Source organism: Treponema berlinense, assembly GCF_900167025.1.
Lineage (GTDB): Bacteria > Spirochaetota > Spirochaetia > Treponematales > Treponemataceae > Treponema_D > Treponema_D berlinense.
This window is the reverse complement of sequence record NZ_FUXC01000003.1, coordinates 162715-176297: the sequence shown is the minus strand read 5'-3', so window position 1 is coordinate 176297 and position 13583 is coordinate 162715. Positions and strand designations below refer to the sequence as shown.

Annotated in this window: 13 protein-coding genes; 3 read left to right on the top strand and 10 right to left on the bottom strand. The window is 39.9% G+C overall.

The features are described 5' to 3' along the window. Position 1 precedes the first annotated feature (1 nt). Positions 2-541 carry a hypothetical protein gene (locus B5D47_RS04230; RefSeq protein WP_234969894.1) on the top strand — a complete coding sequence of 180 codons (540 nt, stop codon included), beginning with the start codon at positions 2-4 and terminating at the stop codon, positions 539-541. Positions 542-543: 2 nt separating this feature from the next. Here B5D47_RS04230 and B5D47_RS04225 read toward each other — a convergent pair whose 3' ends face one another. From B5D47_RS04225 to B5D47_RS04200, 6 genes are all read right to left on the bottom strand, one after another. Beyond that, positions 544-984, bottom strand: a complete 441-nt coding sequence (locus B5D47_RS04225; RefSeq protein ID WP_078930583.1) for a DUF192 domain-containing protein — start codon at positions 982-984, stop codon at positions 544-546. Between the two features lie 2 nt (positions 985-986). Further along, positions 987-2132, bottom strand: a complete 1146-nt coding sequence (locus tag B5D47_RS04220; protein WP_078930582.1) for a tetratricopeptide repeat protein — start codon at positions 2130-2132, stop codon at positions 987-989. 164 nt (positions 2133-2296) lie between these two features. Further along, a complete protein-coding gene (locus tag B5D47_RS04215; RefSeq protein ID WP_200806545.1) occupies positions 2297-3277 on the bottom strand; it encodes a PilZ domain-containing protein in 981 nt (326 codons plus the stop codon). 50 nt (positions 3278-3327) lie between these two features. Beyond that, positions 3328-4194, bottom strand: a complete 867-nt coding sequence (locus B5D47_RS04210) for a phosphodiester glycosidase family protein (protein ID WP_078930581.1) — start codon at positions 4192-4194, stop codon at positions 3328-3330. Between the two features lie 57 nt (positions 4195-4251). Next, positions 4252-4881: a helix-turn-helix domain-containing protein gene (locus B5D47_RS04205; RefSeq protein WP_078930580.1), complete on the bottom strand. Its 630-nt coding sequence runs from the start codon at positions 4879-4881 to the stop codon at positions 4252-4254. Then, complete coding sequence (locus B5D47_RS04200) at positions 4856-6031, bottom strand: hypothetical protein (RefSeq protein ID WP_234969893.1); 1176 nt, start codon at positions 6029-6031, stop codon at positions 4856-4858. Before B5D47_RS04200 ends, B5D47_RS04205 begins: the two co-directional genes overlap by 26 nt. Before the next feature lie 62 nt (positions 6032-6093). Here B5D47_RS04200 and B5D47_RS04195 point away from each other — a divergent pair, with 62 nt between their 5' ends. After that, a complete protein-coding gene (locus B5D47_RS04195; protein ID WP_078930578.1) occupies positions 6094-7383 on the top strand; it encodes a vWA domain-containing protein in 1290 nt (429 codons plus the stop codon). A gap of 201 nt (positions 7384-7584) precedes the next feature. Here the strand turns inward: B5D47_RS04195 and B5D47_RS04190 are convergent, their stop codons facing one another. Continuing rightward, positions 7585-7989: an outer membrane protein assembly factor BamD gene (locus tag B5D47_RS04190; RefSeq protein ID WP_078930577.1), complete on the bottom strand. Its 405-nt coding sequence runs from the start codon at positions 7987-7989 to the stop codon at positions 7585-7587. A 249-nt stretch (positions 7990-8238) separates the two neighbouring features. Here B5D47_RS04190 and B5D47_RS04185 point away from each other — a divergent pair, with 249 nt between their 5' ends. Further along, entirely contained in the window at positions 8239-9738 is a 1500-nt protein-coding gene (locus B5D47_RS04185; RefSeq protein WP_078930576.1) for a glycine hydroxymethyltransferase, read from the top strand. A gap of 90 nt (positions 9739-9828) precedes the next feature. Here B5D47_RS04185 and B5D47_RS04180 read toward each other — a convergent pair whose 3' ends face one another. The 3 genes from B5D47_RS04180 to uxuA form a co-directional block, all read right to left on the bottom strand. Beyond that, positions 9829-11445, bottom strand: a complete 1617-nt coding sequence (locus B5D47_RS04180; protein WP_078930575.1) for a mannitol dehydrogenase family protein — start codon at positions 11443-11445, stop codon at positions 9829-9831. A 132-nt stretch (positions 11446-11577) separates the two neighbouring features. Next, on the bottom strand, positions 11578-12249 hold the full coding sequence (locus B5D47_RS04175) for a GntR family transcriptional regulator (RefSeq protein ID WP_078930574.1): 672 nt from the start codon (positions 12247-12249) through the stop codon (positions 11578-11580). Between the two features lie 205 nt (positions 12250-12454). Further along, on the bottom strand, positions 12455-13525 hold the full coding sequence (uxuA, locus tag B5D47_RS04170) for a mannonate dehydratase (protein ID WP_078930573.1): 1071 nt from the start codon (positions 13523-13525) through the stop codon (positions 12455-12457). Positions 13526-13583: the final 58 nt, after the last annotated feature.

Sequence of the window (13583 nt, the reverse complement as noted above, 5' to 3'; positions counted from 1 at the left end):
TATGAAAAAAATAAGACTTTTTGCATTCTGCGCATTTGCTTTTTTTAGCTGCGCTGCGCTTTGCTCCGCTCTTCCGAAAGGTTACGGTTCAATTGAACTCGGAATGAGCGTGGACGAAGTAAAATCAGAATTAAAAAAGAACACCGATTTTGGCTATCGAGGCGACAGAGATGTAAGCCTTTCTCCAAAAACAAAACAGGTTTTAATCGAAACTGACGCTTCCAAAAACGCCTATTCTTTTTTTACGCGCTGCTGGTTTCAGTTTGTTGATGATAAACTTTTTTCGATTACGCTCAACTTAAACGAAAAAAAAATCGACCACGCTTCAATTTTTACAAGCCTTTCTAAAAAATACGGAAATCCATCTTCGATAAGCCCGAAACGCTCAGCCTGGCAAGATGATTCTATAATCATGAGCCTTGAACGTCCGCTTACCTTAAAATACATCGATAATGCAAAATTCCAAAAAATGCTCGATGAAGGCAACGTTCAAAAGACAATCGAAGAAAAATCGAAAGATGAATTTTTAGAAAGCCTTTAATTCTATTCTGGCAGAGAAACTTTATCGCCCGTCTTTATTCCATTTTCCTCAAACCAGCCCTTTGGAACTTCGAGGGCATATCTTACGCTTACCGTACTTGTCACAGAAGAAAGCGAAAATGGCGTCATGTCGAAAATGTCGCGGATTGTGCCTGTGCTGTCGATGTATGCAATCGAAAGCGGATGCGGCGTATTCTTCATCCAAAAACTCAAAATCTGGTCGCGCTCAAAAACAAAAATCATTCCTGTTCCTGCCGGAATATTTTTGCGCTCCATAAAACCGCGGTTGCGCTGCGCCTGAGTTTTTGCAACTTCCGCAAGAACACAAACCTGCCCTCTTTTCTGCGTTGTCACCGTCAATTTTTGAACAGGTAGTTTCTGCGCACAAGAAAAAAATGAAAAAATAAAAATATTTGCAAACAAAAATAGAATTGTTTTTTTCATTTTTATACGTCCATTTTTAGCAGTTCTGCAGCAGCAAGCTTGTCATTTGGATCATATTCAAGAACAGTCTGAAAATACGCCGCAGCGTCAGAAGGATTTCCTTCTTTTAGCGCCAAATATCCCAAATTAGAAATAATTTTTGTATTTTCAGGTTCAATAGAAAGCGCTGTCTGCAAAGCTTCTTTTGCTTTTGGCAGATTCTGCTCTTCCATAAAGCAGATTGCAAGCTCATTGTAGGTGTCGGCCCTTTTTCCGCCTTCGAGGGTAAGAGTTTTTTCAAAGGCTTTTTTAGCATCTTCGTATCTTTTCTGCTGTCTTAATCCCCAGCCAAGCATAAACCACGCATTCCAAACCGCAGGATTTTTTTCCAAAAAGACACGAATTTCATCAAGCCCTTTTTCAACTTCGCCCTTATTTATAAAATCGTAAGCAGCCTTAAAATGATCATCTTCCATATTGCGGTTGCTGATTTCATTTAACAGTTCCTGGGCGCGATTTTTTTTATAAAGTCCATTCTCGCCCATTTCGTCGTCTGTCATTTCGCAGGTCAGCGCCAGATAAGTTTCAAAACAACTTTTTGCTTCTTTAAAATTATGCTTTTTAAGATAATAAAAACCAGCATTAAAAAAAGCATCCGGAACAGCCGGCTCTGCATCCATCGCCTGTCTGTAATAAAAAAGCGCGTCAGCATCGTAAGCGTCGGCATCGTCATAAAGACCGGAAGTTCTGTACGAATCCGCGCGCTGATCAAAAAAGAGGGCTGTATTCAAAATTGTCGCAATATCTTCCGGATCAAAGCCGCGAAGAGAAGCGTAAATTTCTTCCGCCAGATCGTAATCCTGATTTTTTGTCTTTAAAATCGCCGCTTCAGTCAGTTCTTTTTTCAAATTCGGGCGCGCCTTTCCAAGAATCGAACGGTAATACAAAATATTTTTATTGTCGCTGTCGTAAGCCATGACAGTAAGCAAACCTGCAAGAATCTGCTCTTCCGTCAATTCTTTCATATTAAAAGTTCCAGGATCATCCTTTTCCTTTTTTTGCACAGGAAGCGGAATTGTCGGATCAATCGGCATTGCCTTTTGAGTAAAATGAAAATCTTCCGGTAATTCAATAAAATAAACTGATTCAAGTGGATCTGTCGGTTTCATAAAAATATTTCCTTATAAAAACTTAATTTTTAAATTCGGGTGGCTTTTTTTACTTCGTAAAAAAAACGGGCTTTCCGGGGTTCCGCTACCGCTCCATTGCTACGCTTCGCTTAAACGCAACGGCTTTCGCCGCCCCTACAATCCCTGCCACATAAGCAACTTTTTTAAGCGTTGCCATTTGTTTCAGGTGTTTCCGGCTGACTTGCCTGCGTTTTTTCAGTCTGCGCAGGAGCATTTTGAGCCGTCTGCCCCGGCTGGGAACTGGCAGGAGCATTTTGTTTTTGAGCCGCCATCTTTGCCTGCATCGCCCTTTGCTGGGCAATCTGGTCGCTTGCAGAAAGCTGGGTTTTTCTTACAGCCGTCAAAAAGTTATTTATATGCAATTTATAAGAAAGCGGAACAATTTTATCTGCAAATGTTATGCTGCAGGCAACAATATCTTTTCTTCCTTCAATCACTTCCGAAGAAACAATCACACCGTTAAGGGTTATAACTTCGTTCGGATCTTCAAATTCAAGTCTGAGCTGGGCAGGTTTATTCGTCAAAAATTGAGAAAGTCCCAAAAGTATAATCTTTGCCCCGGAAAAAGACAAATTGCGTACAATACAGTGGCGAGGAACGTTTTGAATCAAAACAATCGCCTCTTCACGAACAAGCCCGAGTTTGCGTTTAGAATTTTCGTTGATTAAAATTCTTTCTTCGCGACGACGTACCGCATTTGTATTTGCTTCAAGAAGACGGCCAACCGCCTCAATTAAATCGTCTGGCGGACGCTGGTTAAAAGCAATCGTAATTACGGCGAGTTCCGACGAATTCATATACGGAACAATATTTGTAACATGTCCTGCAACAAAAAAACTCATTAAATCATTTTCTGATTCGAGAAAACAAAAGCGCAAATTTATGCCGGAAGTTGACTGGTCAGAAAGAGCCTGAAAAGCACCGCCTTTTGCGCCGACAATAATCTTAGCCTGCAAAAAAGAAGTCGAATTTATGATACAAGGCCATTGTCCGCGATTACATTTTATATAAATTTGCCGAGGGTCAAGACCAAGCGCGCGAATAATATCTTTCGTAAAAGTAATTTCTGTATCCCGATATTGGTCATAATACCGCTGTAACTGCTGAGTTGTTGCAACACCCATATATAAAACTATACTTTATAAAAAAATCACCGTCAACTTAAAAGACTGTTTTATTTTCCAGAGGTGCAAAAACCAAAAAATGCCGCGCATTTTCTAAAATTCCGGTACAAAAGCACATTTTTTCCGTCAATAAAAAGGCTTGAAGAACTTCCGCCGTCAAACTCCAGTGCGTCCGCAGAACCTGCAGATTTAAGGATTTTTGCACATTCGCCGTAAGAAAGCCCCCGGCTTAAATTTTTTCTCTCGCCTTCAACAACAAGCAAAAAAAGCGTTTTTCCGTCAGAAGAAATCCCTGCTGCCGTACGGCTGTTTCTGCTTGAATACGAAAATTCGATTTCTTCATCATCTTTTAAGATTTCAAAAAATCCGCCAAAAACGTAATTAAAATCTTCTATACTGTTCAATTCATTTTGATTTGCAACAAAAGCCTTTAAGCTTCCGTCTTTTTCAGTTTTAAAGCCTAGAGCAGAATATCGTCCGTTTTCTTCAGACAATATTTGTTCTCGAATTTTGTGAATTCCGACAATTTTGCGTTTAGAAAAAAAACGCCCCTTAAACGGCGATGTATTTATCGAAACAAAACTTCCGGACTTTTTGGCAAAACTCGCGGCAGAAATTCCTTTTCCAAGTTCATTTTTTTTAAGTGGATAAGCAGAAATTTTTAAACTCTGCGAACTAAGGTCAATTTTTACAAGATGATAGCGGAGAGGAACGTTTTTATTTTCAAACAAAAAATATTCCGAAAGCGCATTTATTTTCTTCCATTCTATTTTTTCAGGAATATAGGAAGATTCATCAAGTTCAGAAAAAGCCTCGTTTTTTAACGAAGAAAGAGAACTACAGCCCGTAAAAAAACAAAAAACTGCGCAAAAAAGAATAAAATATGTCTTTTTAAAATCCGTTGATTTAAGTTTCATTTTTGGAAAACAAAAAAGGCGTCGGCTTCAATTTTTCTGTCAAACCGCCAGTTTTTTTTATTTAGAATGGATAAATCTCTGAGGAGGCGTTACAGTCCAGATTGCCCGAACCGCAGTATCGCCGATATTTACAAGAGTATGCGGCGAATTTGCAGAAAACGAAACGCTGTCGCCTGCCTGAAGCTCATAAACAAAATTTTCGTAATGAAGCTGGCATTTTCCTTCCAGAATATATCCGATTTCTTTTCCTAAATGTCCGTAAGAGCCACGATAAGTTTTTGCGTCAACAGGAATTGTAATTTCGTAAGACTCAAGCGCGTGCTGACCGTCATTTTTTGACGCTCCGGCAATTTCCTCGTAAAGAATATCGCCTTCAACAATCTGCCTCCGCTCATTTTTATGAGTAACTTCGACTGGACGTGTTTTATGATATTCCTCGAACAAAAACTCAAGGTTTATGTCGAGAACATCTGCAAGAGTCAAAAGGGTATCAATCGCAGGACTCACCTTATTTCTTTCAATTTGGCTTACAAGACTTTCCGAAACTCCTGCTTTTTGAGCAACAGCCTTTAAGGTAAGTCCGCTCCGCTCCCTGACTGTACGGATTTTTTCTCCAAAGTGATACGGAATTTTCTTTCCGTCCTGCTGTTTTTCTGTATTATTAGTCTGCTTTTGCAAAACTGTCATTATTCTGTTTCTCCCGATTCTGTTCCATTACAAAGCGGATAAAATGGTCTTCCAAAGTTCTGTGCGGTCCTTCAAGGTTCAGCCTTTTTCGAGCCTGCGCATTGTCGCGCCGGATTGAATATTGACTGTAAAAATCTTTATAATCGCCACTTACATCGGTCTTTACTTTTTCGCCTAAGAATTTTGAAACTTCATCTCGTCCGATTGAACCGATTCCTTTTTCCCGGAGCAGGCGTTTTAATTTTTGAATCTGCTCGTAAGAAATTCCAAACAAAAACTCTTCCATTGCCTGGCTTACTTCCGGAATTTCAAGCTGAGTGCGGATAAATTTGCTCCAAACTTCATCCATCTGGAACGAAAACATTATCAATTCGCTCGTTCCCATCATCGTTCCAAAAGCCGGTGCCAAAGTCCGCCTTGCCTTCCAGACGCTTGTCAAAACCGGGGCAATGTCCGAAATATTCTGATCCGCCCTGTGTTCCCACAAAAGAAGGAGAGAAGTCGCAAGTTGACGTCTAAAATCCACATTCAAAGAATCGTCTTTTATCAGGTTCAAGTAAACATCTTCCGCAAGAAGCAAAAACATCATCGAAACAGTTTCGTCTTTAAATGCCTGAATCAATTTGCTTGAAATTGCAATTTTTTCCGGTTCAGCCTTTTCAGTCGAATCAAGTTTTGTCTTTAACTCCATGCTGTTGTTTACTTTTAGCGCAAGTTTTGCAAGCGAAGAAAAAGTATGCAGTTTTGCCGTCAAAAATCCTTTTCCCAAAGTTGCCTTGCTCGGAAGCTGGATAAAAGTTTTTCCATAATCCGAATCAATATCAATAAGAAGTTCAATAATATCCTGCGGAGTCCTGGTTTCAGAAGTCAAAGTTACCCTGGAAAGCAATGAAGGAAATTCCGCAATTGCAACAGCAAGCCTCTTTAAGTCCGCCATTCTCTTGTCAAAAATTTCCTTGTGCTGCGGAGAATAGAGCGCAATCCGCGAATTTAACTCATCGCAGAGAACCTTTTGATTTTGTGTCAGAACGACAATTCCACTTTCTTCTGTTTCTTCGGCCATTTCCTGAGTATCCAAAAATTCGCTTAAATCGATTGAAGTAAAATCATTTTCTATAAAGTCTGACTGCATATCTTTATTATTTTCCAATTTTTTTTAGTATATCACAGATTGTTCTAAATTCAACAAATGAAAATTCCGATATTAAAAATATGAAAAAACTTGCATTTTCTTTTTTTATAATGATTTATGGATTTTTCGGAATTTTTGCGCAGACAATGCCAGCGCAACCTTCATCTCTCTTAATAACCGAAAGCGACATTCGCCTCGTTTACGAGAACAATAAAAATTTTGAAAATGCAGAAGGGTATCATCTTTATATAAGAAAAAAGCCCGGAATTGAGTCGATAATGCTCACAGAAACGACAAAAGACCCGTCAGGAACACAGGACAATTACGCCTACCGCGCTCTCGAATACAATTCAATAAACGGAGACGAAATCCGCTATTTAAACGGAAAACCTCTAAAATCAGAATTTGCAAAATATTCTCTCATCGACTCAACGCCTCAAGCAGACGAGCAGTTTGGACAAGCCTTTCATATTTATATTCCGTCAGAAATCGAATACGGTTACGAATGGTCGCGCCACGGAAAATTAAAAATCAACCGTGGAACATTCATCAACATTCGCAGTTTTTCAAAAAAATACGGCGACTACACAGGAACATTTTTGGACAACCCTTTTATGTTCGATCTCGGAAAAATTCCAGAAAAAAAAGTTGAGCTTCCAGCAAAAAAACAAGAGCCTGCTCCCCAGCCACTGCCAGAACCAGAAGAACTGCCACCTCCGGTCAAAGAGCCGATTGTGCTTACAGACGACTACAACCCGGCTGCAGCGGCAAGTTTTAACGACATTGCAAATTTTAACGGCGGACAAATGTGCTTTTCAAAAGGTCCGGATTCAATCGTAGACGACATAACTGCAAGCATTGAAAGAATTTCGCCAAAAAACAAGGTTGACGTTGTTTTTGCAATCGACACAACAGGCAGCATGAAAGATGACGTTCAAAAACTCCGTGAAGAATGGATTCCCCGCCTGACAGAACAGATAAAACAATTCGGAGATTTTAGAATCGGATTGCTACTTTACCGCGACTACAACGACACTTACCGGCTCATGGGTCTTCCGGTAAAACGCTACGAATTCACAAAAGACATAAATGTCTTTACAAAAAACCTCAACAGTTTTGTAATTTACGGAAACGAAGGCGGCGACATTCCAGAAGCAGTTTACGAAGCGCTCTTTGCAAGCCTGACATTTTACAAATGGCGAAAAGACGCCTACAGAAAAATCATTTTGATTGGAGACGCAGAACCTCATCCAACTCCACGCGGAACCGGCAAATACACAAAACAACTCGTAGCCGACACAGCAAAAGCAAAAAATATCGTAATTGACGCAATCATCGTTCCAGACGACAAAAGCGCGCGCGGAAGATAAGGATTATAAGAATTTGGACGGCATTGCACGGTCTAACCCGCTCTTCGCCACTCAGTGCCCTCGGCAGGTGTTAAATTTTTGTCATTTTTAATTCGCTTTTTAAACGGCAAAAACTTTTCTTTAATAAAACGAATTTATAAAAAACAATCAACCTGCTGCTTCGCATGGCTACGATCGGGCGTAAGTTTTTCGTAAAAAAATCTATTCAGCCTTTTTGTGCGGAATTTTTGCAAGTTCAATTTCTGCAAGTTTTTTATAAGCGGCAGGATAAGTTCCCGGCGTTGAATTTTTATAAATATCCAAAAGCTCGTTAAAAATTGGCTCTGCAAGATTGTATTTTTTCTGCTTCATAAAAACATGTCCGATTTCATAACGGGCTTCAATATAGACATTTGCCCAATCAGAAAAACGCTCAACCGCAGTGTTGTAATAAGCAAGAGCTGCTTTATAATTCCCGTTTTCAAAATTCGTCTGTCCATTTTGAATCAATTCCTGCGAAGTCATTTCCGGAATTTCTTTAGGCACAGAACCGCAAGAAAAAAACAACGGCAAAATTAAAAAAATCGTGGCAAAACTGCCGACTGTACAATTCATTCTTTTAGTCATAACGTTCTCACTATATCATTTTTAAAAACTGAAAACAATCAAATTACATAAAAAACATTTTTTCGCTTGCAAAAGTTACACAAGGCGGATAAGTTTGCGCAAAAATCAAGAAAATAAGACAAAATTCAATTGATAAAACAGCAGAATTTCAATATCATTAGTTTAAAATTTTTTGTTATGCAAAATGGGCACGATGGCTGTGACTAAGGACTGTTGCAGGCGTTATGCCTTTTTTTATGGGAGCGAAAAATGGCTACACCATTGGAAAACTATCTTTCTTCTTGTAACGGAAAACCAAACGTTGCAATGACAGCTTACGTTGCAAACCTTCAGCAGGTTGCATCTGTAAATCCTTCAATCGCTGCAGACGTTGTAAACGAAATCGAAAATCAGCGCAGCCACTTAAAATTGATTGCTTCAGAAAACTACAGTTCTCTCGCAACACAGGCAGCAATGGGCAATCTTCTTACAGATAAATATGCCGAAGGCTACCCGGAACACAGATATTACGGCGGTTGTGTAAACGTTGATGCCGTAGAAAACACAGCGGCACATGAAGCAGAAGAACTTTTTGGTGCGGACTACGCTTACGTTCAGCCACACTCTGGCGCAGATACAAACCTTGTTGCTTACTGGGCAATTCTTTCTGCAAAAGTAGAAACTCCAACTTTGCAGGAACTTGGCGTAAAATCTTTAAACGACCTCACTGCAGAACAGTTTGACGAACTCCGTCACCGCTTTGGAAATCAGCGCCTCATGGGTCTTGACTACTCTTGTGGCGGACACCTTACCCACGGTTACAAAATGAACATTTCTGCCCGCATGTTCGAAAGCCATCCATACGGAGTAGACAAAGAAACAGGTCTCCTCGATTACGATGCAATCGAAAAACAGGCAATGGAAGTAAAACCTCTCATTCTTTTGACAGGTTATTCAGCTTATCCCCGCGCAATCAACTTCAAGCGCTTCCGCGAAATTGCAGACAAGTGCGGAGCAGTTTTGATGGTAGATATGGCTCACTTTGCAGGTCTTGTTGCAGGAAAAGTATTCACAGGCGATTTTGATCCTGTAAAATGGGCAGACATTGTTACAACAACAACACACAAAACTTTGCGCGGACCACGCGGCGCTATGATTCTCTGCAAAAAAGAATTTGAAGATTACGTAAACAAAGGCTGTCCAATGGTATTGGGCGGACCACTTCCACATGTAATGGCGGCAAAAGCAATCGCCCTCAAAGAAGCAAATTCTAAAGCTTATCAGGACTATGCACATCAGGTTGTTAAAAACGCGCAGGCACTTGCAAAAGCACTCCAGAACCTCGGCATCCACCTTCAGACAAACGGAACTGACAACCACCTCATGCTTGCAGACATTACTTCTTATGGTCTTACAGGAAAACAGGCAGAAGCGGCACTTTTCCAGGCCGGCGTAACAACAAATGCAAACGCTCTTCCTTACGACAAAAACGGCGCATGGTACACTTCTGGTCTCCGTCTCGGAACTCCTGCCCTCACAACACTTGGCATGAAAGAGTCAGAAATGGACGAAGTTGCAGCCATCATCGACATGGTTCTTAAAGGAACAAAACCAGGCGTAACAAAAGACGGAAAACCTGCAAAACTCAAGATTGTGATGGACGAAAGCGTAAAAGAAGCCGCTTCAAAACGCGTTCAGGCACTTTTGAGCAAATTTGTTCTCTATCCAGAACTCGACTTGGACTTCTTAAAGAAAGAATTTGTAAAATAATTCACTAAAAATTGAATTAACTGCAAATAAAAAAGGCTATGCGATAAGTTTAAAACCTTCCGCATAGCCTTTTGTTTTGCAAAAAGAGTTTTAGTTTTCAACCGCGCGAGAAATCACTTCGCGGACTTTTCCGTTTGCACTTATCATTTCCATAAAGTAAGATTTTACTTTTCCGTACAACTCAGAAGAAACAACGTCAAAACCAAAAATCTTTTCATTTTTTAACAGTTTTTTGATTTTTTCTTCAACTTCAGATTCATCATTTTTGCCGATTACAATTCCTGCAAGTTCATTTTTTACATCTGGAAGAAGCGGATCTGGAGAAAGTTCAAATTCTTTTCCATTATCATCAATTCCCAGAAGATAGCGGAGCCAGAGCGCAAAAACCATAGGCAAAATTTTCAGAGTTTTTACATCAAGTTCTGGATTTGCAAGATATGCTTTTACAGTTTCTCCAAAGCGAATCGAAAGTTTTTGTGAAGTATCAGTTGCAATTCTCTGCGGAGTATCTGGCATAAACGGATTTGGCAAGCGTTTTTCAATTACTTCATCAATAAAGGTCTTCGGTTTTATAATTTTTGGATCAACAACAACAGGCAATCCTTCTTTATAGCCCAAAATTTCGACCATTTTTTTAAGGTCCTTGTCTTTCATTTCATCGCAAATCAAACCGAATCCCAAAAGGCAGCCGGAAAGAGCAAGAGCGGTGTGCAGAGGATTCAGACAGGTGCAGACTTTCATCTTTTCGACTTTATTTACAGTTTCGCGGTCTGTAAAATAAACTCCGGCCTTATCCAAAGGCAGACGGCCATTAGGAAATTTGTCTTCTATTACAAGATACTGAGTTTCTTCGGCATTTACAAAAGTTGCGCAGTAAGTATTTTTTGAAGTTACAATCAGCTCAGTTTCTTCAAAACCGTCTTTTTTAAGCATTTCGGCAACAGCATTGTTTGGACGAGGCGTAATTTTATCAATCATTGTCCATGGGAACGCAATTTTTGTTTCATCTTTCAGGTAATCGACAAATTCAGAAGGAACAAAACCGTTTTTCTGCCAGTTCTCTGCAATTTTAAAAACAGCAGCCGAAAGTTTTTCTCCGTTGTGAGAACAGTTGTCCATAGAAACCAAAGCAAGAGGAAGTTTTCCGGCATTAAAGCGTTCCAGCAAAAGACCTGTAAGTTTAGACAAGAACATTTCTGCTTTTTCAGGCGGATTGGCAAAATCATGCTCATACTGTCCGAGCAATTTTCCGTCCGGAGAAGTAACCGCATAACCTTTTTCTGTAATCGTAAACGAAAGCATTTTTAGGCTTGGATTTTTAAATGCCGCAAGCACAGTCGCCCAGTCATTCTTAAATTCAGGATAAACACAGACAGAATCAACGACAGAAGCAATGATTTCTTTTTCGATGGAACCGTCGGCTTTTAGTGTAACTCCGAGAGTCAAATTGTCATGCGGCTTAAAAAGTTTTTCAACAATTTCAGGATCGTGACATTCGCCGGCAATAATTCCAGTATTCATCAAACCTTTGTTCAAAAGTTTTTGAGCCAAGGCCGCAGGAAAAATTCTAAAGATATTTCCTGCTCCAAAGTGAATCCACTCCGGATTTTTTCTTGTATTTTCTGCAATTTCTTTCGGGTCGAATTCCGGCAGTTTGTAGCCGTTCCATTTTGAACCGTCTTTAATTTCGTTTAAGTTCAGTTTCATAAAATAATCCTCCAAAAATATTTGCGGCAAATTCCGCCTCTTATTTTCAACTGTCCGACTAACAGTCTGTTTTTTTCTCGTTTTTACTTTTTTTGTCTTTATTTTTTCAAAATTTCAATTTTCGCAAAAAAATCAACTAACGCTAAAATATTCAGGATAATTTTTATTCATATCTTCAAGCAAATCAGAAAGAACCTGCATATGCTCTTCATCAACTCTGCTGGCAAGTTCCGTATCTCCGTTTTCAATCGCCTTGACAAGCTCAATATGCTCTTTTTCAACGCTGTTCGCAATTCTGTCGGCATTGTAACTCAAAACCCTTATGCGATGGTCGTTTCCTGTGTGCGAATCAAGAACCTTCCAAAGCCATTCATTTTTCGTTTCCGAATAAAAAAAGTAATGCAGTTCATCGTCTTTTTGCATAAAAGCTTTTTTATTTCCATCCAGAAGACTCGCATGCTGTTCAAGAAGAATCGCCTGCGATTTTGTAGCGCAGATTTTCCGTTTATTTTCGTCAAGACTTTTCATAAACACTTTTAGAACGCCAAGTTCAAGAGTAATACGCAAAAATCTTTCCTGCTTGATAATATCTTTGTCCAAAAAAGCAACACGAGTCCCTTTTTGAGGAAAAACATCAACCAGTTTATCAAGAGAAAGCCTTAAAAGAGCATCGCGGATTGGAGAACGAGAAACATCCATTTCTTTTGCAAGCTGATTTATATTCAGTTCCTGTCCCGGTTTTAACTCCAAACTAAGGATTTTTTCTCTCAATACTTCGTAAACAGAACTCTCTTGCTTTTTCATAGTATTCTCCAAAAAATACAGCACAATTTTTTTTCAGATTCGGGCGGCTTTTTGTTCCGTTCCACTGCACAAAAACCGGGCTGTCCGCCATTACGCTATCCGCTACATTCAAAACTGGCGGCAGTAAAACCGCCACCAGTTTTGAACGCTTCGCGTGGCTCCCATCCACTGCCGCAGGCAGGACGTGTGCTTTAGATAGCTTCCGCTATTTTTTCTGCGATTTTTCCACAGCTTCCCACAATCCCTGAATGTACATTGCTCCGAGCGCACGGTCATAAAGTCCATAGCCCGGCATGCATTTTTCACCCCAGATTGTACGGCCATGATCCGGTCTAACAGGTCCGTCAAAACCAATTTCGTAAAGAGTTTTTACTGCTTCGTACATGTCAAAGCTTCCGTCAGAAGAAAGATGAGCGGCTTCCTCAAAAACTCCAGGTGCAAAATGATGCAGGTTTCTTACATGCGCAAAATGGATTCTTCCTTTGCAAGCACGCATAATTTCCGGCAAATTGTTTTTAGGATTAGTTCCCAAGCTTCCCATACAGAAAGTCAGACCGTTGTATTCCTTATCAACAGCCTTAAGCATTTTTAGAATCGATTCTTTTCCTGTAATAATGCGCGGAAGTCCAAAAACAGGCCATGCAGGATCGTCCGGATGGATTGCCATCTTCATATCGTATTTTTCGCAGACAGGTCCAATCGCCTTCAAAAAATAAACCAGGTTTTCAAAAAGTTTTTCGGCAGTAACATCTTTATAGGCTTCAAAAAGCTCTTTTACTTTTGAAAGACGTTCTGGTTCCCAGCCAGGCATAACAAAACCGTTTGAATTGTCAGTTGTCTTGTTAAAAAATGTCTGCGGGTCAATCGAATCCACAACTTTCTGATCATATGCAAGAACTGTCGAACCGTCTGGACGCATTTTTGCAAGATCAGTGCGTGTCCAGTCAAAAATCGGCATAAAATTGTAGCAGACCATGTGGATATCTTCTTCACCAAGGGCGGCAAGCGATTTAATATAATTTTCAATGTATTTGTCGCGGTCTGCACTTCCAATTTTTATTGCATCGTGAATATTTACGCTTTCGATCCCAGATATTTTTAATCCGGCTTTTTCGACAATTTCTTTAAGACCTTTTATACGCTCACCAGTCCATTCTTCACCGGCTGGTAAATCATACAAAGTTGTAATTACGCCCTTTACGCCAGGAATCTGTCTTATCTGTTCCAATGTTACGGAATCAAAACCAGGTCCGTACCATCTTAAAGTCATTTCCATAAAAAATTCTCCGTCAAAAAATTTCTCATTTTTTTAGGTCGCCTCAAAAATCAAGGCA

Coding starts and splice junctions, on each gene's coding strand:
- B5D47_RS04175 (WP_078930574.1), bottom strand. CDS start 12,249: ATGAAAAAGCAAGAGAGTTCTGTTTACGAAGTATTGAGAGAAAAAATC.
- B5D47_RS04205 (WP_078930580.1), bottom strand. CDS start 4,881: ATGACAGTTTTGCAAAAGCAGACTAATAATACAGAAAAACAGCAGGAC.
- B5D47_RS04185 (WP_078930576.1), top strand. CDS start 8,239: ATGGCTACACCATTGGAAAACTATCTTTCTTCTTGTAACGGAAAACCA.
- uxuA (WP_078930573.1), bottom strand. CDS start 13,525: ATGGAAATGACTTTAAGATGGTACGGACCTGGTTTTGATTCCGTAACA.
- B5D47_RS04190 (WP_078930577.1), bottom strand. CDS start 7,989: ATGACTAAAAGAATGAATTGTACAGTCGGCAGTTTTGCCACGATTTTT.
- B5D47_RS04225 (WP_078930583.1), bottom strand. CDS start 984: ATGAAAAAAACAATTCTATTTTTGTTTGCAAATATTTTTATTTTTTCA.
- B5D47_RS04230 (WP_234969894.1), top strand. CDS start 2: ATGAAAAAAATAAGACTTTTTGCATTCTGCGCATTTGCTTTTTTTAGC.
- B5D47_RS04220 (WP_078930582.1), bottom strand. CDS start 2,132: ATGAAACCGACAGATCCACTTGAATCAGTTTATTTTATTGAATTACCG.
- B5D47_RS04180 (WP_078930575.1), bottom strand. CDS start 11,445: ATGAAACTGAACTTAAACGAAATTAAAGACGGTTCAAAATGGAACGGC.
- B5D47_RS04215 (WP_200806545.1), bottom strand. CDS start 3,277: ATGGGTGTTGCAACAACTCAGCAGTTACAGCGGTATTATGACCAATAT.
- B5D47_RS04210 (WP_078930581.1), bottom strand. CDS start 4,194: ATGAAACTTAAATCAACGGATTTTAAAAAGACATATTTTATTCTTTTT.
- B5D47_RS04195 (WP_078930578.1), top strand. CDS start 6,094: ATGAAAAAACTTGCATTTTCTTTTTTTATAATGATTTATGGATTTTTC.